26 protein-coding genes, 1 pseudogene and 1 riboswitch are annotated in these 26,747 nt (G+C 43.7%); of the genes and pseudogenes, 12 read left to right on the plus strand and 15 right to left on the minus strand.

The annotated features are described in order from the left end of the window. Positions 1–253 precede the first annotated feature (253 nt). Both GC102_RS39450 and GC102_RS39455 read left to right on the plus strand, forming a co-directional pair. A pseudogene (locus GC102_RS39450) lies at positions 254–769 on the plus strand (TerD family protein); the annotation flags it as partial. A gap of 69 nt (positions 770–838) precedes the next feature. Further along, positions 839–1,513, plus strand: a complete 675-nt coding sequence (locus GC102_RS39455) for a vWA domain-containing protein (RefSeq protein ID WP_312883270.1) — start codon at positions 839–841, stop codon at positions 1,511–1,513. Between the two features lie 45 nt (positions 1,514–1,558). Here GC102_RS39455 and GC102_RS14260 read toward each other — a convergent pair whose 3' ends face one another. Together GC102_RS14260 and GC102_RS14265 are read right to left on the minus strand one after the other, a co-directional pair. After that, positions 1,559–3,541: a methyl-accepting chemotaxis protein gene (locus tag GC102_RS14260; protein ID WP_171690117.1), complete on the minus strand. Its 1,983-nt coding sequence runs from the start codon at positions 3,539–3,541 to the stop codon at positions 1,559–1,561. Positions 3,542–3,699: 158 nt separating this feature from the next. Beyond that, positions 3,700–4,869 (minus strand): MFS transporter, encoded by a 1,170-nt coding sequence (locus GC102_RS14265; protein ID WP_171690118.1) that lies wholly within the window; start codon positions 4,867–4,869, stop codon positions 3,700–3,702. A gap of 139 nt (positions 4,870–5,008) precedes the next feature. Here GC102_RS14265 and GC102_RS14270 point away from each other — a divergent pair, with 139 nt between their 5' ends. From GC102_RS14270 to htpG, 6 genes are all read left to right on the plus strand, one after another. Next, a complete protein-coding gene (locus GC102_RS14270) occupies positions 5,009–5,341 on the plus strand; it encodes a winged helix-turn-helix transcriptional regulator (RefSeq protein WP_171690119.1) in 333 nt (110 codons plus the stop codon). Between the two features lie 38 nt (positions 5,342–5,379). Continuing rightward, on the plus strand, positions 5,380–6,039 hold the full coding sequence (locus GC102_RS14275) for an NAD(P)H-binding protein (protein ID WP_171690120.1): 660 nt from the start codon (positions 5,380–5,382) through the stop codon (positions 6,037–6,039). Positions 6,040–6,060: 21 nt separating this feature from the next. Further along, positions 6,061–6,420 carry an MmcQ/YjbR family DNA-binding protein gene (locus GC102_RS14280; RefSeq protein ID WP_171690121.1) on the plus strand — a complete coding sequence of 120 codons (360 nt, stop codon included), beginning with the start codon at positions 6,061–6,063 and terminating at the stop codon, positions 6,418–6,420. Positions 6,421–6,578: 158 nt separating this feature from the next. Beyond that, a complete protein-coding gene (locus GC102_RS14285) occupies positions 6,579–7,655 on the plus strand; it encodes an alpha/beta fold hydrolase (RefSeq protein WP_171690122.1) in 1,077 nt (358 codons plus the stop codon). A 45-nt stretch (positions 7,656–7,700) separates the two neighbouring features. Further along, the gene (locus tag GC102_RS14290; RefSeq protein ID WP_171690123.1) at positions 7,701–8,291 is read left to right on the plus strand and encodes a TetR/AcrR family transcriptional regulator; all 591 of its coding nucleotides are present in this window, start codon (positions 7,701–7,703) and stop codon (positions 8,289–8,291) included. 130 nt (positions 8,292–8,421) lie between these two features. Beyond that, a complete protein-coding gene (gene htpG / locus GC102_RS14295) occupies positions 8,422–10,302 on the plus strand; it encodes a molecular chaperone HtpG (protein ID WP_171690124.1) in 1,881 nt (626 codons plus the stop codon). A 49-nt stretch (positions 10,303–10,351) separates the two neighbouring features. On the opposite strand, the gene GC102_RS14300 is transcribed toward htpG, so the two are convergent. Then, entirely contained in the window at positions 10,352–10,525 is a 174-nt protein-coding gene (locus GC102_RS14300) for a hypothetical protein (RefSeq protein WP_171690125.1), read from the minus strand. Positions 10,526–10,607: 82 nt separating this feature from the next. Continuing rightward, a riboswitch (cyclic di-GMP riboswitch) is annotated at positions 10,608–10,704 on the plus strand. 39 nt (positions 10,705–10,743) lie between these two features. On the opposite strand from GC102_RS14300, the gene GC102_RS14305 reads away from it, so the two are divergent. After that, a complete protein-coding gene (locus GC102_RS14305; protein WP_171690126.1) occupies positions 10,744–10,935 on the plus strand; it encodes a hypothetical protein in 192 nt (63 codons plus the stop codon). A 164-nt stretch (positions 10,936–11,099) separates the two neighbouring features. On the opposite strand, the gene nrdR is transcribed toward GC102_RS14305, so the two are convergent. After that, positions 11,100–11,579 (minus strand): transcriptional regulator NrdR, encoded by a 480-nt coding sequence (nrdR, locus tag GC102_RS14310; RefSeq protein ID WP_029199331.1) that lies wholly within the window; start codon positions 11,577–11,579, stop codon positions 11,100–11,102. Positions 11,580–11,687: 108 nt separating this feature from the next. Between nrdR and GC102_RS14315 the strand changes: the two genes are divergently transcribed. After that, positions 11,688–11,912 carry an alpha/beta-type small acid-soluble spore protein gene (locus GC102_RS14315; protein WP_090817514.1) on the plus strand — a complete coding sequence of 75 codons (225 nt, stop codon included), beginning with the start codon at positions 11,688–11,690 and terminating at the stop codon, positions 11,910–11,912. A 106-nt stretch (positions 11,913–12,018) separates the two neighbouring features. On the opposite strand, the gene GC102_RS14320 is transcribed toward GC102_RS14315, so the two are convergent. The 5 genes from GC102_RS14320 to polA form a co-directional block, all read right to left on the minus strand. Beyond that, positions 12,019–12,591, minus strand: a complete 573-nt coding sequence (locus tag GC102_RS14320) for a lytic transglycosylase domain-containing protein (RefSeq protein ID WP_171690127.1) — start codon at positions 12,589–12,591, stop codon at positions 12,019–12,021. After that, a complete protein-coding gene (coaE, locus tag GC102_RS14325; RefSeq protein WP_171690128.1) occupies positions 12,588–13,184 on the minus strand; it encodes a dephospho-CoA kinase in 597 nt (198 codons plus the stop codon). The genes GC102_RS14320 and coaE overlap by 4 nt, the downstream gene beginning before the upstream one ends. A gap of 25 nt (positions 13,185–13,209) precedes the next feature. After that, complete coding sequence (locus GC102_RS14330; RefSeq protein ID WP_171690129.1) at positions 13,210–13,953, minus strand: MntP/YtaF family protein; 744 nt, start codon at positions 13,951–13,953, stop codon at positions 13,210–13,212. Positions 13,954–14,050: 97 nt separating this feature from the next. After that, positions 14,051–14,911 (minus strand): DNA-formamidopyrimidine glycosylase, encoded by an 861-nt coding sequence (gene mutM / locus GC102_RS14335; RefSeq protein WP_171690130.1) that lies wholly within the window; start codon positions 14,909–14,911, stop codon positions 14,051–14,053. Positions 14,912–15,268: 357 nt separating this feature from the next. Then, a complete protein-coding gene (gene polA, locus GC102_RS14340) occupies positions 15,269–17,929 on the minus strand; it encodes a DNA polymerase I (protein ID WP_171690131.1) in 2,661 nt (886 codons plus the stop codon). 133 nt (positions 17,930–18,062) lie between these two features. On the opposite strand from polA, the gene GC102_RS14345 reads away from it, so the two are divergent. Beyond that, positions 18,063–18,812, plus strand: a complete 750-nt coding sequence (locus GC102_RS14345; protein ID WP_171690132.1) for an HAD family hydrolase — start codon at positions 18,063–18,065, stop codon at positions 18,810–18,812. Here GC102_RS14345 and GC102_RS14350 read toward each other — a convergent pair. Next, positions 18,798–20,567: a GGDEF domain-containing protein gene (locus GC102_RS14350; protein WP_171690133.1), complete on the minus strand. Its 1,770-nt coding sequence runs from the start codon at positions 20,565–20,567 to the stop codon at positions 18,798–18,800. The genes GC102_RS14345 and GC102_RS14350 overlap by 15 nt on opposite strands. A 188-nt stretch (positions 20,568–20,755) precedes the next feature. On the opposite strand from GC102_RS14350, the gene GC102_RS14355 reads away from it, so the two are divergent. Further along, positions 20,756–22,333: an ATP-binding protein gene (locus GC102_RS14355; RefSeq protein ID WP_171690134.1), complete on the plus strand. Its 1,578-nt coding sequence runs from the start codon at positions 20,756–20,758 to the stop codon at positions 22,331–22,333. A gap of 58 nt (positions 22,334–22,391) precedes the next feature. Here GC102_RS14355 and phoU read toward each other — a convergent pair whose 3' ends face one another. The 5 genes from phoU to GC102_RS14380 all read right to left on the minus strand — a co-directional run bounded on the left by phoU (position 22,392) and on the right by GC102_RS14380 (position 26,698). Next, the gene (gene phoU / locus GC102_RS14360; RefSeq protein ID WP_171641475.1) at positions 22,392–23,051 is read right to left on the minus strand and encodes a phosphate signaling complex protein PhoU; all 660 of its coding nucleotides are present in this window, start codon (positions 23,049–23,051) and stop codon (positions 22,392–22,394) included. Between the two features lie 25 nt (positions 23,052–23,076). Beyond that, entirely contained in the window at positions 23,077–23,841 is a 765-nt protein-coding gene (gene pstB / locus GC102_RS14365; RefSeq protein WP_036635822.1) for a phosphate ABC transporter ATP-binding protein PstB, read from the minus strand. Further along, positions 23,842–24,699, minus strand: coding sequence for a phosphate ABC transporter permease PstA (gene pstA, locus GC102_RS14370; RefSeq protein WP_171690135.1), 858 nt, complete (start codon positions 24,697–24,699; stop codon positions 23,842–23,844). It lies immediately after the preceding gene. After that, positions 24,696–25,631, minus strand: coding sequence for a phosphate ABC transporter permease subunit PstC (gene pstC, locus GC102_RS14375; RefSeq protein ID WP_171690136.1), 936 nt, complete (start codon positions 25,629–25,631; stop codon positions 24,696–24,698). The genes pstA and pstC overlap by 4 nt, the downstream gene beginning before the upstream one ends. 158 nt (positions 25,632–25,789) lie before the next feature. Continuing rightward, positions 25,790–26,698, minus strand: coding sequence for a phosphate ABC transporter substrate-binding protein (locus GC102_RS14380; RefSeq protein ID WP_171690137.1), 909 nt, complete (start codon positions 26,696–26,698; stop codon positions 25,790–25,792). Positions 26,699–26,747 lie beyond the last annotated feature (49 nt).

Here is a 26,747-nt window from a genome sequence, read left to right on the forward strand (position 1 = left end):
TTATTTCAATTATAAAACGCTTACAAAAGCTATCTACAAAATATTATAGGTGTGAATCAGAACCGAAAATAGCACCGCATTTCAATAAAATGTCCAAAAATTAAAGAACTGAGCACACTTATGTTGACCGGTAGTTGTTGCCAAATTTGTGTTAAAGAAGGATATCAAGAGGTAACCGGTGGTAAATTGTCGAAATATATATCATGCTTGAATGACAGCTTATCTAAAGGTCATGATTTGAGGAGATGAACACATGTTACTGTTGAAAGGACAAAAAATTGATATCACAAAAGGAACAAGTCTGTCTAACCTTAGCTTGCAATTCGGGTGGTCATCGTCAGTTGCCGCAATGAACATTGACGCTGCCTGTTTTATGTTATCGGACAATAACCGATGCGAACGGGATGAGGATTTTATATTTTACGGCAATTCGTCTGCGCAGAGCGGAGCAGTTAATCATAAACAATTAGTTGGCGTAGACAAGGAAGCAATCAGCATCTCTTTATCTAAGCTTCCGAATAGCGTTGCGAAAATGGCTTTTACCCTAACGATTCATGAGGGCGAGAAGCATGGACATATGATGAAGGATATATCGAATTCCTATTTACGACTCGTTAATGCCGATAATGGTGAAGAACTATTCCGATTTGAATATGGTTCAGATCTTTCCAAGGAGACAGCCATTGTAGTCGGCGAGTTATATAGGCACAATGGGGAATGGAAATTCAACGCAATTGGAAGCGGATTTTATGGAGGATTAGAGGCATTGTGCACGAATTTTGGACTTGAGATCGCAGAGGAAGATGAGCAAGAAGTCGCTGCAGCAGCTGAGAAAACGATCTTATCGTCTATCGATTTACGCAAGAAAATCGTTCAGATCACATTGGAAAAGAAGAAGTTGACCAACTTTACCGCCAGAGTAGGCTTAGTTCTCGATATCTCAGGATCGATGCAGACATTATACAAGAACGGAACGGTTCAGGAAGTGGTTGAGCGCATACTGGCTGTTGCTTGTAAGTTTGATGATAATGCAACACTAGATGTCTGGATCTACGACAATGAATTCAGCAGGTTGCCTTCCGCTACGGAGGATGATTTCGAGCACTATGTGCAGAAGCATATTATGAATAACAAGACGATACATAAGTTTGGCCGTAATAATGAGCCGCCCGTTATGCAAGACGTGATTCGTAAATATACCGTTGAAGAAGACTCCCCCATACCCGTATTTATGGTATTCATCAATGACGGCGGTGTCGTAAAACCCATCAAGAAAGTCATCACCGAATCTGCTGTACAACCGATATTCTGGCAATTCGTAGGCATTGGCGATTCTGATTTTGAAGTGCTTAAGCAGTTGGACACGATGGAAGGACGAATCATAGACAACGCTAATTTTATTCACATTGAGGATATCGCTTCGATTTCCGATGAAACGCTATATAATCTTCTTTTGAATGAATTCCCGTTATGGCTTAAAGAGGCTACGGCCAAAAGAATTATTCGGAATTAATACACAAAACAAGGACACCCCGTTAAAGGTTGTCCTTGTTCCGTTTTATGTTTTGAATTTCTCATTAATCTCTTGAAGTTCAATAGCCATCTTAGATAATGACTCTGAGGATGCTGCGATTTCTTCCATCGATGCCAGCTGTACCTGTGCCGCAGCGGAGACATTATGAGTAGCCGATGCGCTTTTCTCCACAACATTGAAAATAGTATCCATAGCCATAATCGTTTGCTCTGCACCGCTTGAAAGCTGCTGCGAAGATGCCGAAACTGTCTGAATTTGTGCTTCTAATTCTACGACGGAATGCTGAATCAGGCGAAATAACTCCCCTGCCCTATTCATGATAGTAATTCCTCCCGTCACTTCTGTGTATGTCTCATCCATAGATTTAACAGCTTGCTGCGACTCGGTTTGAATAATTTGAATCATATCGATGATTTGATTAGACGACCTTGCGGTCTGCTCCGATAACTTCTTCACCTCTTTGGCAACGACCTGGAATCCTCGGCCATGTTCTCCCGCTCGGGCTGCTTCAATCGTTGCATTCAAAGATAACAGGTTCGTTTGTGACGAGATATCACCTATCAGAGATACAATCCCTTCAATTTGATTTGATTGTTTCATTAGATTTTGAATGACATGAGACAAGCTTTCGACAGTTCCTTTTATGGAGTTCATCTGAGTTACTGCCGTTTGGATCGTCACATTGCCTTCCATGGATATATGAGTGGCTTGCGCCGCTTTATCCGAAACCGCTTGTGCACTAGAAGCGATTTCTAAGACTTCTTTGGACATTTCGTCTACAATTCGCGCCCCTTGCTTGACGGTTCCAACTTGTTTCTCTGCACCTTCAGCCATTTGCCCAATATTTTCGGCGATGTAATGAGTTGCATTGGAAGTTTGCTCCGCGCTTGCTGTAAGCTGCTCTGACGAAGCCGCTAGCATGCTCGATTTTTCGCTGACTTCCATCAATACCAATTTCAACGAATCAATCATCTTGTTAAAAGTATGTCCTAGCTCTGAAATTTCATCTTTGGATCTCGTCTCTTTTACTCGAACACACAAATTACCTTCGCTAACTTGTTGCGAAACCGCAATCAAGCTTTTAACAGGAACGATAATCGATCGGATAATGAAATAAATCAATACAGCACCAATGATCATGGCGATCAAGACAATGTACAAGGTATTTTTCAAAATACTCGAAGCTTCTTCCGTGATTTCCTGAAGAGAAATTGTACCCGTTAATTTCCAACCTGTTAAACTGTTCGTTACGAATACCGATCTCATTGTTTGCTCATTTTGTTGGAATTGGAAAGTAGCCTCTTCCGCTGCAAACATGGGCTGGGAGATATTAACAGGTACTGGAGACCCTGCTTTTGCAGTAGGGTGTACGAGATATGTTTTTGATTTGTCGACAATGGACATATATCCATTTTCTCCGATTTTAACTTTTAACACTTCTTTTGCAAACTCGGTCATATTCAAATCAACACCAATGACCTTGGACCCATCAGACATCATTCTTGCTAGCGTAATGACAATTTCTCCATTTGTCGCGTTGACGTAAGGATCTGTAATGATCGTTTTACCTTTATTCTTCAGCGCATTTTCGTACCAGGGTCTTTTTCGAGGATCAAAACCTTCCGGCAGCGCTGCCTCAGGGTTAAGTATCATAATACCTTCGGATGTCCCTACATACGTTGAGTCCAGTTCAGGGTGAACCGCTTGAAACTTGGCGATTAAACTTTTGACAGTCGGTTCCCCACTAGTACTATTCAGCTTATTAGGCAAACTCTCAGCCAAATAATCGACATCCTTTTGGATCGGTTCGATGTATTCGCCGATTAGCTTATTTAACGATTTAACATTTTCGGTCGTTGCTTCCATAATTTGTTGTTCTGCTTTATCTTTGGAGGTCTCATAGGCAAACCAACCTAGCGTTAAACAAGGAATAAGCAAAATAGCCGCGAATGAAATAACCAGTTTGCTCTGCAATGACATTCGGAATGATTTCATGGTTAATTTCAATTGAATTCTCCTCATATGCCTAAAATAGATTCATGAATTCAATCTTATACGGAACATGTTAAAAGTCTTCTGGATGAAATGTTTAATTACTATTAGATTCCCGTTAGATATCTAACAAGGATTGCGTAATTTGTAAGGATAGGTACGGAGGGCAAGAATCATTCGAGACTATAACTTTGAACCCTCTTCCCTACCCTAAAACTGACGAAAGCTGCCGCCAACCCGAGCGCTACAATGATACTTGCTATCCATGGATGATAGAAGACAGTCGAAGTCGCGTTCGCCATCACTCCCCCCGCTCCAGCTCCCACCGCTAATCCCAAATGAATGATTGATGTATTCAAACTGAGAACGAGATTGGATGACAGCGGCGCTTGTTGAATAAAATACGTTTGGATAGCTGGACCGGTCACGAACATGGAGAACACCATAAGGGCGATAAACACTAAACTGATAACGAATGATTCCACAAAAAAAGGCAGTAGGGCTAGAACTGCTACATGAACGATAATACTCAGCGTAATGACGCAAGCCGCTCCCCATCTATCAACACCATAACCGCCTAAACGAGAACCGATAGCTCCAAAAATACCGAAAACAAGCATCATGATGCTTATATTGGAGGCTTTCAAATGTAGAACGTCCTGTATAAATGGCGTCAGATACGTAAATAAAATTGAATTACCCGATTCCCGAAAAAAGGTGAGGAACAAACCGCTTACGATGACGAGACTTCCCAACACTTTAAATTGCTGCCTGAATGGAACCGGTGCGTCCCCCTCGATCTCTGGAAGAAGGCGGAAGATTACGAATGTAATTAACAGGCTTAATAAACTTAGAATGATGAAAATGGCTTGCCAACTCCACCAGTTGGTAATGGCAATTCCAATCGGAACCCCTAAGATCATAGCGCTGCTAAACCCAAGAACGATTGTGCCGATCGCACTTCCTAGTTTCTCAGCAGGCACTAATTTGGCAACCGCACCAAACACTACGACAAGATAAACGCCTGAGCTTACCCCAAGAATAATACGAGAAACCATTAAGAGCGAAATCTCCGAACTCCCAAAAGAAGTCAGGCAGCCCAAGATAAAAACAGCCAGCGAGCCAAGCAGCACTTTCCTGCGCCCCATCCGGGATGAAAGTGACACCACAATGGGGGTTCCAATCGCAAACGCTAGAGAATAGGCTGTAATTAGCTGCCCCGCAAGTGCGATAGAAATGTTTAAATCTTCAGCGATGATATGAAGGATTCCGGCAACAACCAGCTCGGAGGTCGCCGTTAGAAATACCCCTAGGGCAAGGATGTAGATAGACAGTCGATTCATTCGATTCATTCCTTTCTGCTATTCCGTGATCGTTTTATTGAAGTATAATAAGGTTACGAAAATAATGTAAGAAGGCAAAGTATTTGGACATTATCCAAGTATTTTGACTAACTAACGATAAGTAAGAAGGTGAAGCCACATGGAACCTTTACAAGAAGAAGTGCATGACTTCTCTAACATCTGTTCCGTATTGACCATACTTGGTGCGAAATGGGCGTTCCTAGTGATCGCGGAGCTATCTAAAGGCCCGAAACGATTTAAACAGCTTCATAGAGATTTAGTGATCGTCAAGACACAATCCTTAACGGATGTGCTGCGGCATTTAGAGCAGAACGGGATTGTTCTGCGTCAAGTAACTCCTACTGTACCGATCATGGTAGAATATTCATTGACGGAAAAAGGAATTGATTTTCAAACCGCTCTCAAAGAAATGGATAAATGGGCCAAGAGATGGGAAAGCAATAACCATTAATGCAAATTCGATATAACTGAATTGAAAGGTGTGATAGATTGAACGTCCTTCTTTTCGGAGCTACGGGCATGGTCGGACAGAGCGTGCTGCGCGAATGCCTTCTCGATCCTCAAGTTCATAGCGTGCTAGCCGTAGGTAGAAACACCACCGGTCAGAATCATCCCAAATTGCACGAACAGGTTCATGCTAATCTTCTGGATCTAACTGACATTGAGCATAAACTGTCGGGCTTCGACGCTTGTTTTTTCTGCCTTGGTGTCTCTTCCGCGGGTATGAGCGAAGATCGCTATCGGGCAATAACCTATGATATTACCATGCATGTTGCTGAGACATTAGTGAGATTGAACCCTAACATGTCGTTCTTCTATGTAACAGGAATGGGAACAGATAGTACGGAAAATGGCCGCAGTATGTGGGCACGGGTGAAGGGCAAAACGGAGAATGATTTGCTTAAGCTTCCATTTATGGCGGCTTACATGTTCCGTCCAGGAGGTATTCTTCCATTGCACGGCGTCAAGTCCAAGACTAAACTGTACCAGAGCATTTACACCATATCGAAACCTCTCTACCCTTTGTTAGAAAAATGGTTCCCGAATTCGATTACGACTTCAGAAAAGATCGGACGCGCAATGATCAAAATTGCCAAGCAAGGTTATTCAAAATCAATTATTGAGGGCAGTGATATCAACCGCATTTGAGAAGAATTCGAGGAGAAGATCATGGTTACTGCTGATGAAATTAGAAGCATCGCGCTGTCTTTACCGGAAACGGAAGAACAAGACCATTGGGAAAAACCTTCCTTTCGTGTACGCAGCAAAATTTACGCGGTTATCCAACCAGATGGTGTATCACTCGTGATTAAAACGACCAAAGAGGATCGAGCGGCTTACACCACGATGGATTCTGATGTTTATCAGATGCCAGACAGCTTCCAAAACTTAGCGTTCATGATTGTTCGAATGGATCGTGTCCATCCTGAGGAATGTCGTAATATGCTTACGCTGGCCTGGAGCCTTGTAGCTCCTAAGAAGGTCGTAAAAGCTTTTAATGAAAAAGGGCAAGAGTTAAAACAAGATTAACTTACATAAACAGCTGCTTAACGCTTGGAAACCCAAGCGTTTTTTTATTGTTTGCATAGTCAATAGCCTATTGACTGCGGATTGAAAATGAATTAAGCTACACATATGATTTATAGATGAATGAATCATTCATTTAAATATAAGAACGAGGTGCACGAATGAATAAAAAACATTTAGTTTGGGATCTGCTCCTACGAAAGCTAAATCAGCGTAAAAATGCTATGAAACTTAACTTCCATACGCCAAATGGCATCGCCCAGGAACGATTCATTCAGATTGGCGGCATTGATCAGTGGATCACCATTCGCGGGGAGGATCGCAGCAAGCCCGTCCTGTTCTTCATTCACGGCGGTCCCGCATCAACTTATACCGTCTTCTCTCCATTGCTGCGTTCATGGGAGAAGCACTTTACCATCGTCCAATGGGACCAGCGCGGTGCAGGTAAGACATTCCGCAGGAATGGTGTGAATGGAAGCGGAGAAATTACTTTTGACAGCCTCGCACATGATGGGCTTGAGGTTGCCGAATTCCTATGCGAACATCTCAATCAAGAAAAAATTATTCTTGTTGGCAGCTCAGTGGGCAGCTGTATAGGTGTCATGATGGTTAAGCGCCGACCAGACCTCTTCCATGCCTATGTCGGGACTGATCAGAACGTCGGCCCAGATCCGGATCATTTGTCGTATCAGATGACACTGGAAGGACTTCGAGCTGCTGGGAACAAAAAGGGCATGCTGGCAATCGAGAGAATTGGACCTGATCCCTCGAAGTGGAGCCGCAAAGACTTCGATGAAATGAACCAATGGATCATTAAATCTATTACAACGGTTCCTAATATGATTATGGACATCATGCTGCCTGCTATTCTGTCGTCGCCGAGCCACACCATACGTGATATTATAGATATTTTCAAAGGCATGAACTTCTCCTTGGACTTTCTTTTTGATGAACTCATGACCTTTGACGTCCGCAAATTCGGGTTGGAATTTGACATACCTTTCTTCATCTTCCAAGGTGATACTGATTCTATAACACCAACCGCTTTAGCCCAAGCCTATTTCGATGATATTAGAGCACCTCACAAAGAAATGGTTCTTATCCAGAATGCCGGCCATCTCGCTGCTTTTGCTCGGACAGAGCAATTTCTAGATGAACTTAGGATGAGGATAAGTCCACTCGTAGACTCGGCAAGCAAGAAGGATGATGTTTCACTTCAACTTGAGAAGACTATATAATAAGTTTAATGAAATGATATTATGCAGATCGGAGATTGACAGCCATTGTCCCCATTAAATGAACAACAATTGACTCAGATACGTGATGATCGCAAAGAACAGATCAAGAAAGCTGCTCTTACCGTATTTGCCCGCCACGGAATCGCAGGAACCAAAATGAGCATGATCGCGGCAGAAGCTGGCATCAGTCAAGGCCTCTTTTACCGTTACTATAGCTCCAAAGATTCACTATTCACTGCACTCGTTCAAGAACTCATGGAAGAAGCAGGCAAGGAAATTGCTTACATTGCTCAAATACCTGGCACTCCCGTGGAACAAATTAAAGCACTGACTCAAGGAATGCTGGATGACGACAATAAGCATGCTTTCATGCTTATTCAACAGGCACGAAAAACGGATGATGTACCTGAAGAGGTCAAGCAAGCCCTTGAACAGCATTCCCCGAAAGTTCTTATTGATCAGCTAGTCCCTATTTTTATCAAAGGGCAGCAAGCTGGAGAATTCTCTGCAGGCGATCCTAGGGAACTGTTGTCGTGGTATTTTAACATCATCAACAGTCTGATTATGCAAGAACAAGAATATGAAGAATATGGGTTTCCCAGCGTGGATATTCTTATGCGGATTATTACGAAATAAAGCTCCGCTTTGCCATACCAATTGACATTGAAAAAGAGGAATGTTATAAAGATAGGGATGGCACTCGAAGACTGAGAGTGCTAATAATCATCTCTGACTAATTTCTACATATTCGAAAGGAGATCTCCCATTGGAAAAGAAACAGTTTCAAGCTGAATCCAAACGCTTATTGGAAATGATGATCAATTCGATTTATACGCAAAGAGAGATATTTCTAAGAGAGCTTATCTCCAATGCCAGCGATGCTATCGACAAAATTTACTACAAAGCTTTGACCGATGACACGTTGGTTTTTGACAAAGATAGTTATTTCATTAAAGTGATTGCCGACAAAACGAATCGCACACTCACACTGCGTGATACGGGTATTGGTATGACGAAGGAAGATTTGGAGAATAACCTGGGGATCATTGCGAAGAGCGGATCTTTGGCCTTCAAAAAAGAAAATGAAGCAAAAGACGGTCACAATATCATCGGACAGTTCGGTGTTGGCTTCTATTCAGCGTTTATGGTTGCAGATGTCGTAACCGTAATTAGCAGAGCTTTAGGTAGCGATGTTGCTTACAAGTGGGAGTCCACTGGCGCTGATGGCTACACGATCGAAACGGCGGATAAAAATGACGTAGGCACGGAGATCATCCTGAAAATTAAGGATAATACGGAAGATGAGAACTTCGATGAGTTTTTAGACGAGTATCGTTTAAAAGCGATCATCAAAAAGTACTCCGATTTCATCCGTTACCCTATCAAAATGGACATTACCGGAAAAAGGCTGAAAGAAGGCAGCGAAAGCGACTTCGAGGATTACCAAGAAGAGCAGCATGTCAACAGCATGGTTCCCATCTGGAGAAAAAACAAAAGTGAACTGACTCCGGAAGATTACGAGAAGTTCTATCACGAGAAACATTACGGCTTCGACAAGCCGCTCAAACATATTCACGTTAGCGCAGATGGCGCTGTAGTTTATCAAGCTATCCTCTTTATCCCGGAAAATATTCCTTTTGACTATTATTCCAAAGAGTATGAAAAGGGCTTGGAGCTTTACGCCAATGGCGTATTGATCATGAACAAATGTGCGGATCTGCTTCCTGACTATTTCAGCTTCGTTAAAGGGATGGTTGATTCAGAAAGCCTATCGCTCAATATTTCCAGAGAAATGCTGCAGCATGACCGTCAATTGAAACTGATTGCCAAAAACATTTCAAGCAAGATCAAAGGCCAGCTGCAAAGCCTGCTGAAGGACGAAAGAGAGAAATATGAGCAATTCTACAAATCCTTCGGCCGACAGCTCAAATTCGGTGTCTACAGCGATTACGGAAGCCATAAGGACGTCCTGCAGGATCTATTGATGTTCCATTCCTCCAAGGAGAAAAAGCTGGTTACGTTGGACGAATACGTGTCAAGAATGCCGGAAGATCAGAAGTACATTTACTATGCTTCTGGAGAATCGATGGAAAGAATCGATAAGCTTCCACAAACAGAGCTAGTCACAGATAAGGGCTATGAGATTTTGTATTTCACTGATGATATCGATGAATTCGCGATCAAAATGATCATGACCTACAAAGAAAAAGAGTTTAAATCTGTTTCAAGCGGTGATCTTGGTATTGAAATGGATGACAGCCAAACGGAAACCGATGCTGACAAAAATGACAACAAAGAGCTTTTCGATTATATGAAAGACCTGTTGTCAGGCAAAGTTACAAATGTAAAAGCATCCAAGCGTCTTAAAAAGCACCCTGTGTGCTTATCGACCGACGGCGATGTGACGATCGAAATGGAAAAAATCTTAAATGCGATGCCGAATAATCCTAACGTGAAGGCTGAGAAGGTATTGGAAATCAACGTCAATCACGAAGTATTCGCTTCCTTAAAAGACGCTTTTGACAAAGACAAAGAGAAACTGAATCTTTATACGGCCCTGCTCTACAATCAAGCGCTCTTAATCGAAGGATTACCCCTTCAAGATCCGGTTGAATTCACGAACGATATCTGCAAAATCATGGTTTAATACGATTAAAGCACTACAACTATTACGTTGTAGTGCTTTTTTTATAGTTTCAACCACTCTTATAGTCGGGAAAGGTTTCCTTTACCTCATATTGTTTCTTCGGATCAGAGTTTGCATACACATAAGCCAATAAGCGATCTTGATCAATTCCGAGAGAGCTAGCAACTTTTACGATATCTAATTCATAAGAAATGCTTGGAATTTGATTGGACTTGACGGACATATGCTTCAACCATCCTTCGAATAATGTAATTAATGGAAACTCAATCCGCAAATATGATATAGTTTTCTTACAAACATAAATCGGTCGATAAAGGCAAAACCACTGAAAAGTGGCGACGCAAAGCTAAAGGGACTAAAATGGCATTCGATGAATGTCCAAAATGTCAGCCAGCTACCGCCTCCGTCCGATTTATGTAGAAAGACTAGGAGGGAACAAAGATGATGGGAAAAATTACGGTGGATGGTAAAATGAGTTTGGATGTACAGCAATTGATTGATAACTTGCACCTTCCAGAAAATGATCTTTTGGACATGTTCTCCTTTAAGTTTGATAACAACGTTTTAACCCAAGATGAAGCTATTCGGTTTATTCATTTTCTCAGAAGTGAACTGGACAAACGCACTCAATAAAGGAATTATGCACGAAAGCATACAAAAATACAGTCGGTTGATGTCTAAAGATTTATTTTTTTCAAATAAATTTTAATCGCATGATTGTTGATATCGTGGGAAAAACTGAGAAAAGACAACGGGAATCCCGCTGTCTTTTTCTTATTTTTTGTCATATTTAGTTATTATTTATCCCGGAGAAGTCCGGTGTCATGCTTTCCCAATATTTGCGTTAACTCCTTCAGGAACATATTAATGTCCTTAAACTGTCGGTATACGGAGGCAAAGCGAATGTACGCCACTTCATCGACGGGGTACAGCTGTTCCATGACGATTTCTCCAATGCTTAAACTATCCACTTCAGCATGAGCCGTGGTGCGAAGCTGCATTTCCACTTCAGATACCATCATCTCAAGTCTCTCCATCGATACCGGGCGCTTCTCACAAGCTCGAATCAAGCCTCTTAATATTTTCTCTCGACTAAATTCTTCCCTACTTCCATCTTTCTTAATCACGATTAACGGCGTTTCTTCCACCATCTCAAACGTGGTGAATCTTCTCGCGCACTTCTCACATTCTCGACGACGACGAATCGATTTGTTTTCATTGGCTGAACGTGAATCAAGAACTTTCGTACCGGAATAGTCACAGAACGGACACTTCATTCGCTATCTCTCCTTTCTCTTCTTTGATCTATTACCATATGTTACATGTCATGAACTTAGGAGATATGCACACAATACTATTACCAAACGACAAGGAGGTGAACAGACATGGGCGCAGGACAATCCCGCAGCAGCAATACATTAGTCGTTCCTCAAGCTAACGCAGCGTTGGATCAGTTGAAATACGAAGTAGCTCAAGAGCTAGGTATCGCCATCCCTCAAGATGGATATATGGGCAATATGGCTACTCGTGATGCTGGTTCTATTGGTGGTAACATCACTCGTCGACTGGTACAAATCGCAGAACAATCTTTGGCTGGTCAATTCAAGTAATCTTGAAGATTAGCTACTGAATCTGCAAAACAGGAAGTATTGGACTCTAAGCCCCCAAAAGGAGCTAGTCCAATGCTTCTTTATTTTTGAAGAGGAATCCTAATCCTTATTTACCCCAATGCTGAGAATAAAGCTTCGTGTATTTTTCGTAATAATAGAGCACCCGCTGTACATAATGACGTGTTTCTCCGAATGGAATTTGATTAATATGCTCTTCCGAACCATCCCAAATATCATTTTGCTTCCATTTATTCACATTCCCTTGACCTGCATTATAAGCCGCAATCGCATAAATTAAATTACCATTATAATGCTTCTTAAGCCAGCTTAAATACCAAGAACCAAGATTAATATTTACGTCCACTTTTAATAAATCTTCCTGCACATGAGGCCCTAAATTCGTGGATTCAACAATCCACTCTGCGGTGTCAGGCATAAGCTGCATAAGGCCTAATGCCCCTTTTTTTGACTCCAAATGATATTTGTAATTCGTCTCGACCCTTATAATCGCAGCAATTAAAAATGGATCTATATTGTGTTTCGCCGCGCTCTGCCTAATTTCCTGCTCAAAGTAGATCGGGTACACCTTTCTTCCGATAAAATCGCTATTCATAAAGAGAACCAGAACAAAGCAGACAAGAAGCAGGGCAAAAACTCGTTTTTTACGTAAAAAGGTCATGAAAGCCCCTTCTCTAGCCAAAACCGCTCCACTTCAGCGTTAGTTTCTTCCCAAGTACCACTATTGTCAATGACAACATCCGCGAATTTGCGTTTCTCCTCAATGGACATCTGAGCATCTATGCGATTATTTGCCGCACTTTCCGTCAGTCCATCTCGCCCAATAAGCCGCTCCAACTGGACTGGACGAGGCACATAAACAACCATAACTTCTTGAAACATGAAGGATAAATTAGATTCGATTAATAAAGGGACATCGACCACAACAAGCTTGTCTGGAAATTGCCGTTCATAGGCTTCCATCTGTTCACGTATTTGTGCACGAATTGGCGGATGCAGAATACTTTCCAGCTGCTTGCGTGCCTCGGTATTACCAAAAATGATCTCGCCAAGCTTCTTGCGATGGAGCGATCCGTCAGCCTGAAGAACGGCTTGTCCAAAATGTGCAGCAACCTGTTCAAGAACAGGGCTGCCGGGCTCGACGACATCGCGGGCTATGGTATCCGCATCTACTAATAGGGCGCCGCGGCTAACCAGCATGGCGCTAACCGTGCTTTTGCCGCAAGCGATTCCTCCTGTTAACCCGATATTCATGGGCAAATCTCTCCTAACGTGCGTCCTACAACATTTTCAAAAGACCCATAATAATGAGTACACATCCCGGAAGTATAGACAGTTTCTTCATCCAATTCATCTCCGCATACCGTAAACCAAACCGCAAGCCTAATGCAATAAATGAACCACTTGATATAGAAATGACGGAAGCCGTTAACAGTGGAACGAAACCGATTAATGCTGCGCCAATGCCTGCACCGAACGCATCCAAAGATAGCGCCAAACCAAGCAAGGTAGCCTCTGAAGCCGAAATATTACCCGATTTGTCAACGTCTGCAATGGATGGTGTTCGCAAAATTTGAATAACAAGTCCGAAGCGTTTCAGCTCGATATTCAGTATTTCCTTCGTTCGCTGCAAAGTATCAAACGTGAGAATCTCTCCAGAACCCGAATGCTTACCCTCTTGTGAAGGAAGAACACCGCTTATCGATGCTTGATCTAAAGATGCGACTCCCCCTCGTTCCTGATGCTCCTGAGGCTTTTGTTGTCTCGTTTGAGCTAATGCCCAGATGCCAATCCCAATCAATATGAGAGCACCGATACGCTTAGCTACCAAGGGAGACATGAAGGAAGACATCAGTACACCGATCTGCATCGAGATGTAGATAATGATACCAGACCAAAGCGATATAATCCCAATGGATAGGAGTGGAATTCGTATTTTACGTAATCCATACATCACACCGACACCGAAGCCGTCCAAAGAAACTGCGAAAGCAAGAATAAGTAGTGAAACTACAGGAAGCATAATACCCCTCCTAAGAGTTTTACCTAGAAACTAGCTTGTAAGCCGTTTGTCTAGGCTAAGTACTCCATATCATATGGGGAGGGGAGGCTTCACGTGCCTATTTCTCTGACTTCTTTCGAATTCTAGTCTGCTTTAACGGTTGGCAGGTTGGGCAAATATGCGTTCCTCTGCCGCCAACGATGGTCTTGTAGATCTCACTCCCGCATGTTTTACAGGCTTGAGACTGTCTGCCATAAATGTTTAGTTGATGCTGGAACAACCCAATTTCGCCTTGTCCATTCACATACGATTTAATGGAGGATCCTCCCACTTCAACCGATTCACGAAGTGTACGAATGATAGCTGAGTGAAGGAGGACGAGCTCCTTTTTGCTCAGCAAGGAGGCTTCGCGTTCTGGATGGATGCCAGCCAAGAAAAGGGACTCGTCTACATAAATATTCCCGATTCCCACGATATATTCTTGATTGAGCAGCAGCGGTTTAATCTTCGTCGAACGATGAGCGATCCGGTCTTGAAAAGCCTCGAAGGTGAAGCCTTCATCAAGCGGTTCTAGTCCGAGCTTATGCAGCGGAGGCTGCGTGAGCTCTTCGCCTTTGGGAAACAAATGCATCGTACCAAATTGTCTAACGTCCTTATAGCGGAGCTCGCTGCCATCGGTGAAGCGGAACAACACATGGGTGTGCTTCTCGAGCGGATCTTCACCGTCATACAGACCGTACCGTCCTTCCATCCGAAGATGCGAAACCATGACGTAATCGGTAAATATGAAGCGCAGAAATTTCCCTCTGCGTTCTATCGTCTCCACCGTCTGACCTTGCAGCAGAACTTCAAACATATGAATATCGTCCGGCTTTTGGATGATGCGAGGCAGTCTGACCTGAACATGCTCAATCGTTTTACCGGTGATTAGATTGTTCAGCGTACGTCTGACCGTTTCGACTTCGGGTAGTTCAGGCACGGATGTTCACCTCTTCTTTATTGTTGATTGACCTAGCGGGCGAGATGGTGAGACCGAGAGTGCCAGATTGGCTCGCTCAGCGGCAATATCCACCAGCCTCGCCGATTTCAGGTGCTGAGAGTGTCCATTAACGCTGTTATTCAGCGTTATCACACCTCATCGAGCAAAAATATAGGAATTAGCATTGAAAAACAACGCTATTAGCAACAAATTCCCCCATAACTCCCAGCTTAGCCTTAGTTAGCATTATTTTTCAGCGTTAATGTGACGATTAACACATCTGAGCCATATTTAACACTGAAAAACATGCTTATTCATAATCGGTGGCCACAGTTATAAGTACTTGTACAAACAACTCTACTTAGCATCGTACCAAGTAAGGCCAAAGTCAACATCCGCGCTCAGCGGGACATCAAGCTTAAGGGCTGCAGCCATAACTTCCGGCACTAAGCTGCGCATGGTCTCAAGCTCCTCTTCAGGGACCTCAAAAACAAGCTCATCGTGTACTTGAAGCAGCATGCGGCTCTTGAGTCCATCTTGTTTCAAACGGTCGGCCATCTGGACCATGGCAAGTTTAATGATATCAGCAGCCGTACCTTGAATCGGCGTATTCATCGCTGTTCGTTCAGCGAAGGAACGTAGATTAAAGTTCGATGCCGTGATCTCAGGAAGATAGCGGCGGCGCTGCAGCAAGGTCGTGACATAACCGTCCCTGCGAGCATCCTTCACGATCTCATCCATATATTTGCGAACCCCTTGGAAAACAGCAAAATATTGTTCAATGAACTGAGCTGCATCCCTGCGGGTAATGTCTAGGTTCTGGGACAAGCCGTAGTCGCTGATGCCGTACACGATCCCGAAGTTGACGGCTTTGGCCTGGCGGCGCATGTTCGCGTCGACGGCGCTCTCTTCCACCCCGAAGACGTCCATCGCTGTCTTCGTGTGGATGTCCATATTCTGAAGGAACGCTTCCTTCAGATTGTCATCCTGCGAGATGTGCGCAAGCACGCGCAGCTCGATCTGCGAGTAATCCGCAGCAAGAATGTACCATCCAGGCTCGGATGGAACGAATACCTTGCGGATCTTACGGCCTTCCTCCAGACGAATAGGAATATTCTGGAGGTTCGGGAACTGGCTGCTGAGCCGGCCCGTTGCGGCAATCGTCTGCCGGTAATAGGTATGCACCTTACCGGTCTCCGGCCGCACCTCTTTAAGCAGCCCTTCGACGTACGTCGATTGCAGCTTCGCAAGCGAACGGTAGTTCAAAATCTCCCCTACGACTTCGTGGTAGGGCGCAAGGCGCTCCAGCACCTCGGCATCCGTCGAGTAGCCGGTCTTGGTCTTCTTCCAAGCTGGCAGCCCCAGCTTCTCGAACAAGATCTCGCCAAGCTGCTTCGGCGAGTTGATGTTGAACTCTACGCCGGCGAGCGTGTAGATGCGGGTCATGATCGCATCCAGCTTGCCTGCAAGCTCCACGCCGAACGCTTTAAGCCCCTCGGCATCCAACGCTATGCCGCGCAGCTCCATCTCCGCGAGCACGCCCGCGAGAGGCAGCTCTAGCTCGTAGAAGAGGCTATGCATCTCGCTCTTCTCCAGCTCTTCGCGCAGCACTGGCACGATGCGCGCAATGGCCATCGCTTTGCGACCCAAGTGGTCGCTAAGCGCAGCGAGCTCAGGCAAGCGAAACTTCGCCCCCTTGCCGAACACTTCCTCGTCGGTCTTAACGCCCGGCAGGCTGTACTTGCCCGTCAAGCCGCTCAAGCTAAGATTCGACTCAGTCGGATCGAGTAAGTAAGCGGCCAGCAGAGCATCGAAATCCACACCTTTGAGGTGGATACCTTGCCAAGCCAGCACCAGCTGGGCACGGTGCTGGTCGAAGAGCTGCTTCTTCTTGGAATCATCGCTTAGCCAATTGCGCAGCGGCTCGCCCGCTTCACTCTTCAGCAGCGCTAAGGGCACGAAGTAAGATGTATTCGTATCTCCATCATACGTAAACCAGACAACGCCAACCCCCACAGCTTGATGCGGATTTTCCCCAACAGCCTCAACATGGATCGCTGCGTTATCGCCTAATTTGCCAATCAACTCATCCATATTGTCTTTCGTTACAACAATCGCTTCCAAACTTTCGACAACTTGTTCCTCCGCCATGCTGCTTGGCCCGAAATCCATCTTTTCCAGGAGAGATTTGAACTCCAGCTTGCGGAACATACTGGATAAAGCTTGTCCATCAAAGCCATCGTAGCGGAAAACATCCCACTCGGTTTCCATCGGCACTTCGCGGAAAATCGTCGCAAGATCTTTACTCATGATGGCACTTTGCGCATGCTCCTCGACTTTTTCCTTCATTTTTCCTTTGAGACTTGATGCATTAGCAAGCACTTCTTCTACGGTTCCAAACTCATGCAGCATCTTAAGTGCCGTTTTTTCCCCAACACCCGGAATACCTGGAATATTATCCGACGTATCGCCCATCAACCCTTTGAGGTCGATGATTTGCGCAGGCGTAAGCCCGTATCTCTCTTTTATTTCAGCAGGATTATAAAGATCAACTTCGCTAATTCCTTTACGTGTAATCGCAACGGTCACATGCTCGGAAGCCAGCTGCAGCATATCCTTATCTCCCGAAACGAGAAGTACCTTCTCGCCTCTTTCATCAGCTGCCTTGGTCAAGGTTCCAATAATATCGTCAGCTTCATAGCCTGTCAGCTCAAACTGTGGAATCTTGAAAGCTTTAAGCAGCTCTTTGATCAGCGGAAACTGCTCGGAGAGCTCAGACGGCGTTTTGGCACGCCCACCCTTGTATTCCGTATATTCTTTGTGTCTAAACGTTATTTTCCCAGCGTCGAATGCAACGAGAAAATGCGTAGGCTTTTCTTCTTCTATTAATTTCAGCAGCATCGTTGTAAATCCATAAACCGCATTCGTGTGTAAACCACTAGAATTACTGAGCAAAGGCAAAGCATAAAAAGCTCGATTCGCGATAGAGTTACCATCAATAATAATAAGCTTATCCATAAGTTCGCACCCCGATTTTTGACATACTTCCTTCATCATAGCATACGAAATTAAAATAAAAAAACGGTTCCGCACATAAACATGTATGGAATCCATTATTCAATGGGCCGGTCTTCAGAAGGAGGTTCTCCATATGAGCCCTTTTTTCTCACCAATACGCAAAAAGGTTATTTTTTTCGATATGAATAATACGATCTTGGATCGCAGACAATGCTTTGATTCGGCATTCCTTGAAGTCATGAACGACTTTACAGCGAGATGGGATCCGGGCGAAATGCTTTTTACAGCCCAAGAAGCCCTGCAAAGCTATAAGATGGAGTGGAGCCGTCACCGAAAGGCACCGATTAGGAGTCCCATATCTCCTGATGAGCTTCGCCACATTTGTTTACGCAAAGCTCTTCAGCCTATGCCGGTGAACGTTAACCCTGTTTTTACACGGTCTTTTTTCGAACAGGTAGAAGAACAGGAAGACAACTTCGTTGCCCTCTTTCCCGGCGTAGAAGACACTCTTGAGGCGTTATCACATAACTATAAACTGGCTATCATCAGTAACGGAAATCGGAAAAGGTTGCAGAGTAACTTGGAGAAAATGAAACTCACCAGGTGGATCGATCAAGATCGGTTATTTAGTTCAGAGAAGGATGGACCGCGAAAGCCGCACCCCGCTATCTTTGAGAGAGCCCTAAAGACGATGAGCACGGCTTCAAACCAAAGTGTTATGGTTGGAAATTCGTGGCGTAACGATGTAGTGGGGGCCGCGTCAAGCGGCATGGATGCGATTTGGATACATCCGGGGAATATCAAGAAAATATCCGAGCGCCGAATCGGTAAACAGAAGGTCATTATTATTCGTTCTTTTAAACAATTGTTATACACTTTCTAATTCAAGGCCACTTGAGCCAATTTTTTCAAAATAATAAATACTTCCTTGATGCGCTTTTGCTTTCTTTTTTAGTAAGGCGGCTGTTTGGGAAATGTGTTCGAGTGAAATGGGAGATTCGCAGACACAGACGACTAAAGAGAGCGAAAGCGTAACTCCCTCGCTCTTTACCTTGTTGCCGCTCCGATCCCATACATACTCCCACTCCTCATCCTCATAGAACATCTGCACACCTTGTTCGAAGCGGCGAATGATTTCCTGACACAGTTGTTTTGGAGATAATGTGGCAGATATCGCGATAAAATCATCGCCTCCCACATGCCCGACAAAATCATGCGGAGTCCCACAAACCGCAATGGATTGCTGCATAATATCAGCTGTATATTGAATCAGTTGGTCCCCTTTTTGAAATCCAAACCGATCATTGAACCATTTGAAGTAATCCAAATCCGCATATACCACATGAAACGGTTTGTTCTCACTTATCCTCTTGTTCAATTCGCGATTGATTTGCAAATTCCCTGGCAGTCCTGTTAGTGGATTGGCCACACGCGCATACTCCATTCGTACATTCGTTATACTCTCAAGAATCGTTCTGATGGATGCTACTCCTCCCATCTTCCCATTGCTTGTAACGATGACTAGGTCGTACAAGTGGTTTATTGCGCGTGAGGTAGCCATCTGTGATACTTCTTCAACAGGCATCAACTCGTCCACGATTAGCGGCGATTCATCCATAATACTGTCAATGGTTCGATTCCAGAACAAGGAGAAGGCGTATTGACCGGTTAATTGTTGAAATAAGCGGTCTCTCATCATGAGGCCAATCGGCACCTCTTCATCCACGATGACAGCACCCACTGCCTCTTGATTTTTTTTGAAGTAATCAGCCACTTCCGAAATCAGTTTTTTCTTGTCAAACACTTTTACAGGAGTTTTCAGGTCGCCAATGCTCCAAGTCATACTGCCTCCTTGTACTTTGCGATGCTGCCAAATCAACATTTTATGGATGTCCTGCACCATCGCGGGAGATTCATTTGGCTTTCCAAGCAAATAGCCTTGGGCATAATGCACGCCGAGCCGAGTTAATTTGGTTAGCTCGTCCGCATGTTCAATGCCTTCAGCAATGAGGGAAATGTTCATTTTATGGGCAAAAGTAACGAACGTTTCAAGGATATACTCTTTTACTTTGTTTTTATGTATATTTTCAATGAGGGAACGATCAATCTTAATAAAATCAGGTTGAAGTTCCGCAATCGCTTGTAGGGATGAATATCCCGCACCAGCATCATCTATGGCAATTCGATAGCCTTGTTTACGGTAATGATCCAGAATCTTTTGAGCTAAGGAGAAATCCTCAATCGAACTTCTTTCCGTAATTTCAAAAACGACATTGCTTGGACGGAGTCCGTATTTCTGTAAAATCTCAAGCGTTTTACCAGGAACAAATCCAGGATCGTAAAGCACTTGTGATGAAATATTGATAAAAAGCAATTGCTGCGGATGCTCCAAAATGGATCCTTTAATCGCTTTTTCACGAGCAAGCTGCTCAAGCAAGTAGAGCTCCCCTTGCTGCTCTGCAAATTGAAACATGGCCAAAGGTGAATGAAAGGGACTATCTTTGGGACCTCGCGTTAACGCTTCATACCCCATTACTTGACCATCCTGCAGCGAGATAATAGGCTGATAAACGGAATATATGTACTCTTTATCTATCATCTTATAGAATTGTTCCAGCATTTCTGACTGAGCCTTCATGTCCATCATCCCTTACCTGAATATACTTATTTCTCTAGTCTATCAAATTAAATGACTGGCTTTATTATCCATATGTAAAATGTATGTAAAGACTTCAAAAAAAAAAGAGGGAATTCAATCTTTTTCCCGAAAAAGAGAAGGATGGATTGTTAGGTGCGTACAATGTACAAGCACGGAAAGGATTTGAAATGGAACAACAAGTAAAAATCTTGGCGGTAGATGACCGCTACGAGAACTTGCTGGCTCTGAATAGCATTCTGGCCTCTTCCAACTATGACGTTATTTCTTTGCAATCAGGCGAGGAAGTTCTGAGATATTTATTAAAAGAACCCGCTGATCACATCGCTGTAATCTTGATGGATGTGCAAATGCCTGGACTTAGCGGCTTCGAGACGGCCGAACTGATCAAGCAGCGAAAAGCTTGTCAGGATATTCCCATCATCTTCCTAACGGCTCTTAGCACCTCTATTGAGCATGTTTTGAAGGGATACCATGTGGGCTCTATTGATTATTTATTCAAACCTATTCATCCTAAAATGCTGCGCATGAAAGTCGATGGCTTCGTTAACATGCACCTCAATCATCAAAAAATCAAATATCAAAGTGAACTGCTGCATAAGCGAACGCTAGATCTCGAAGAGACCAATCGCAAGTTAGCTGAAGCAGAAGAGAAATTAAAGCAGCAAAATTTTCTTTTGGAACAATGGGTGGAAGAGAGAACCTCCGAGTTAGTGGATGCCCATGAAAAGCTTATAAAATCACAAGAACACTTCAAAAAAATGTTCATACTCTCTCCTTCTTTGATGGCTATCCGCCGTCTACCTGACCTTACTTATCTCGAAATTAATGAAAGCTGGAAACAATATACAGGCTATGGCGATGAAATCATTGGAACTACACTAGATCTCTTACGAGCTGAAATGGGTGATTCAAGGAAGTTTAATGATGTCATCCATAATTGCAAGGTCAAGTATGAAACCAAGTCCAAGGAAATTCGAACGGCCCTGCTATCAACAGAAATCATCGATATTGAAAATGAAAGCTGCTTGCTCGAAGTTGCCGTCGATATCACGGAAAGCTTGCGATTTGAATCAGAAATGGCTCGTCTAGCTCAACTCAATCTAGTTGGGGAAATGGCCGCCGGTATTGCCCATGAGATTCGCAACCCGATGACGACCATTCGCGGCTTCCTCCAATTATTTCAAGAGAACGATCGTCATATGCAAAAAGAATACATCCCTATCATGCTAGAAGAGTTGGACAGAGCGAATGAGATTATTACCGAATATTTGTCTCTGGCCAAAAATAAGCAATCCCACCAACAACCTGAAAATATCAATCGTATTATCGAAATGCTCATCCCCCTCATCCAAGCTGAAGCCGTCATGTCCGGCAAGCATGTTCATTTCCAATTCAAGGATTGTCCTGTTATTCAACTCGACGATAAAGAATTGCGTCAACTCATATTGAATATGTGTATGAATGGTTTGGAAGCAATGAGCCTCGGCGGTAAGCTGAGAATTGAAACCTACACCGAGACAGAACACGTCGTTCTACTTATTGCTGATGAGGGTATAGGAATTAATGAGGAACATCTGGAGAAGCTAGGAAGACCTTTCTTCACGACCAAAGATGAAGGTACAGGGCTCGGTTTAGCTATTTGCTACAGCATCGCTGCCAGGCATCATGCTTCGATTGAAGTTCAATCAAGTGAGGAAGGAACAACTTTCCTCATTCGCTTTCCAATTACCGCCTCACGCACATGAAAAAGGGACGCTCACAAGTCGTAATGACTTAGGAGCGTCCCTTCTATATTGGAATTACTTACACATTCAAGTCTTTGCGTTTACCTGTGACCATATAAATAACACCTTCACCGATATTCGTTGTGTGATCAGCTACACGCTCTAAGAAATGAGCAACAAACAATAAATGGGTCAACTGACGGTTACGATTGTAATCCGAGCCCATCATCCCCATCAATTCCTGCATCACAGAGCTGTATAGTTTATCCACGCGGTCATCTTTCTCGGCAAGTGCAGCAGCCCTGTGAACATCGCGTTCTGTATAAGAGACGAGGCTCTCATGCAGCATCTCAATGGCAATATCAGCCATTTGAGGAATGACTTCGAGCGGCTTAACAAGCTCTTCTCCAGCAAGACGGATCGTAGTCTTTGCAATATCTACGGCATGATCAGCAATTCGTTCCAAGTCTGTAGCGATTTTCATAGCTGTTCCAATGATTCGCAGATCACTTGCCATTGGTTGTTGTAAAGCAATTAATCGAAGGCAAAGCTCATCGATAGTTGTTAAATAATCATCAATGAGATCATCATTCTTAATGACTTGCCGTGCCGCATTCTCATCGAACTTGGCCAATGACTCCACGGACTTAAGAATCAAATCCTTCACGCTTTCCCCCATATCCTGCAATTCTTTTTGCAAAACTGACAATGATTGATGAAACCCAGGTCTTGCGTCCATTTTGCGTCTCTCCCCTCAGTTGTAGTTAACCGAATCTTCCCGTGATGTAATCTTCCGTACGTTGATCATTCGGATTGGTGAAAATCTTATCCGTCTTGTCCGTTTCCACTAAGTATCCATTTAGGAAGAAGGAGGTCATATCCGAAATCCTTGCTGCCTGCTGCATGTTGTGCGTAACAATGATGATGGTGTATTTCTCTTTCAAGGTTTGTGTCAACTCTTCAACTTTGAGCGTTGAGATGGGATCTAGCGCCGATGTAGGCTCATCCATAAGAAGTACGTCAGGTTCTACAGCTAGTAACCGCGCGATGCATAAACGCTGTTGTTGTCCGCCGGACAGGCCTAGTGCAGATTTATGCAAACGATCCTTTACTTCATCCCACAAAGCTGCTTGTACAAGACTGCGCTCTACGATTTCATCTAGGACGGCTTTCTTCTTCGTACCATGGATGCGAGGGCCGTATGCAATGTTGTCATAAATGCTCATCGGAAATGGATTTGGACGTTGAAATACCATCCCTACGCGCTTACGCAGTGAAACAACATCGGAATCGGAATCATAAATATTGTGACCATCCACGGCTACATTTCCAGTAATACGTACACTATCAATGAGATCATTCATACGGTTCAAGGTGCGCAGGAAGGTGGATTTCCCACAACCTGAAGGACCGATCAAAGCAGCTATTGTACCCGTTTCTATAGCCAATTCAATATCGTGGAGAGCATGATTATCTCCGTAAAATAAATTTAATTTGTCCGCTTTAATCTTATGCTTGGTCGCCACGATTTATTTCCCCCCGGAAAGTCTTTTTTGTAAAATTCGGCTTGGTATACTGACTAGTAGGTTAAAGATGAGTACGACGATCAGGAGCAGCGCGGCACTTCCTTTAGCGATTTCCTTGGCATCCGGAACTAACGCTTCAGCGCCAACATACCAGAGATGAACGGATAGCGTCTCTCCCATCTTCAGTGGATTAAAATCCGGAAAGTAGCGAGAAACCGATAAGCCGGCCGTATAAATTAGAATCGCGGATTCGCCTAGCGCGCGTCCTGCAATCAAAGTAATCCCCGTAATTAAGCTTGGTAGCGAAGCAGGTATGAGCACTTTGCGAATGGCTTGCCATCTGGTTGAGCCAAGTGCGAGGCTTGCCTCCCAATAAGATTCAGGAACCGTACGGATCGATACCTCTGTGACCCTTACCATAACAGGTAAATTAAGCAGAGCAACCGTCGCGGCCCCACCAATAATTGAAAACTTCAAGCCTAGCAAATTGGCGAAAAGTAAGAAACCGAACAATCCAAATACGATGGAAGGAACAGAAGCCAGAGCTTCAACCGAGATTCTCACGAGATCAGTGAACCAATTTTTTTGTGCGTATATCGCCAAGTATATCCCCGAGAATAAACCGATTGGAATGGATATCAGCAGGGATAAGAATAGGACATAGAAGGAGTTGAACAATTGCGGGCCAACACCGCCGCCAGCTTTGATCTCCTCAGACTTCCCAAAGATGAAATTCCATGATAAATGTGGAACTCCATCACCTAATATTCGAAATAGAAACCAAGCCAGAATCAATATAATAACAATGCCCGATGCCCAGAAATACATCGTGGCCAAACGATCCGTTGTTTTGCTCTTCATTTAAGTTCACTCCTTTTGGCTACGATACGGATAATGAGAATTAAGGACAAGGAGATCACCAGTAGAAGAAGTGCCATCAAATAAAGCGCATTATTCCAAGTGCTTCCGTAATTCGTATTCCCCATATCCTTCACAATCGCGGTCGTTAATACCGTGGTTGAGTCAAGGAGTGATTTCGGCATTTGCGGCGAGTTTCCAATAACCATGAATACAGCCATGGTTTCACCAATTGCACGCCCCATGCCAAGGATGATGGCTGTTAGAATACCGGGTCTAGCTGCTGGCAAAAGGACACGCCACATGGTTTGCCAACGTGTTGCTCCTAATGCCAGTGATGCTTCCTCCAGACGCCCCGGCAATGCGCGGATAGCATCTTCTGAGATAGAGAGAATAGTTGGTAAGATCATGATAGCGAGAATGATGGAAGCTGGTAAAATACCGTATCCAACCCCTCCTGTAATTTTACCGAGTGCAGGAACGATAACTGTCATGCCGATTAGGCCATAAACAACCGAAGGGATACCTACGAACAGATCCGTCGCAGGACGCATGATTTCACGCATCCATTTCGGAGCAATTTTTGCCATGAATAATGCCCCTGACAATGCAAGCGGCACTGAAAACACAACTGCAACCAATGTCATGAGCAGCGTGCTATATAAAAAAGGAAAGGCTCCGAATTTATTTTGACCTGGCGTCCAGTCAGTAGAGAAGAAAAATTCAAAAGGACTGACTCCTTGAAAAGTCTTAATCCCTTGCATTCCCACGAAAACAATGATAGAAAAAATGATGGCAGACACTAAGGCAGCACTTCCAACAAACACCCACCTCATGATGTTATCTTGTCTATGTTGTCCTTGGGTCCACTTCGTGACGATTGGACGACTTTCGTCTGATTTCGCGTTCGTTAGTTTGTCTGCTACGGAATTCAATGGGTAATTCCCCTTTCTCTTAAATCACATTACTTTTATGATAGAACATGATTGTAATTGGATCGTTAATGAATTGTTAAGAGAATGTAAAAGTTTCGTTTTTCAAAGTAAAAAAGAGCGCGGCATAGGAAGCCAGCGCTCTTAGTTTGTTCTGTTTATTATTTTTTAAGCAAATCTGCAGGCAAGAATTTCAAGTCACGAACTTGTTTACCTTGGAATTCTTTGCTTGAGATGTAAGCGATGAATGCTTTAGCAGGATCTTTCGCTTCACCTTTCGTGTACATATGCTCAACACCAAACAATTTGTAAGTACCGTTTTTGATGTTATCCTCGGAGAACGCTACATTATCAATTTTCAATGCTTTTACTGTGTCATCAATGTAAGGTGTATCTACATAACCAATGGAGCCGGACTGACCAGCAACAGCCGTTTTCATTGCACCGCTATTTTCTTGTGTAATACCGTCTTTTGTGAATTCTTTGTTATCAAGAATGATTTGTTGAACAAGTTTACGGGAACCTGAGCTATCTGGACGGTGAACAAGAACGATTTTCGCATCATTGCCGCCAACTTCTTTCCAGTTCGTTACTTTACCCATGTAAATGTCTGCTGCTTGTTGTTTCGTAACATTATCAACTTTTACATCTTTGTTTACGATTAATGCGAATGGAGCAATTGCTACTTGGTGGTCAACTAGACCTTTATCTTTATATTCAGCAGCTGGCTCAACATCGGAGTTACCGATATCTGAAGTACCGTCTGCTACGTTTTTAATTCCTGTACCTGATCCGCCTGCAGTAACGTTGATCGTTACTTTTGGATTTTTTTCCATAAACTCAGTAGCAGCTTGTTTAACTAATGGAAGAAGCGCGCTTGAACCTGAAGCAGTAACCGTACCGCTTAGTTCTGTTTTTGTTGGAGCAGCAGAAGCAGCTGCACTAGCAGCAGGTGTTGGAGAAACAGCATTTTTAGTATCTGTTTTTGCGCCGCAACCAACCAATGACCCCATCATTAATACCGCGGAAAGTGTGAATGTAATTCCTTTTTTCGACATGAACTTAAACATAGTTAGCATGTCCTCCTTTGATTTGTATGTTACTTGTTATGTTAGTCTC

The sequence above is a fragment of the Paenibacillus germinis genome (genome assembly GCF_013141785.1).
Lineage (GTDB): Bacteria > Bacillota > Bacilli > Paenibacillales > NBRC-103111 > Paenibacillus_E > Paenibacillus_E phytorum.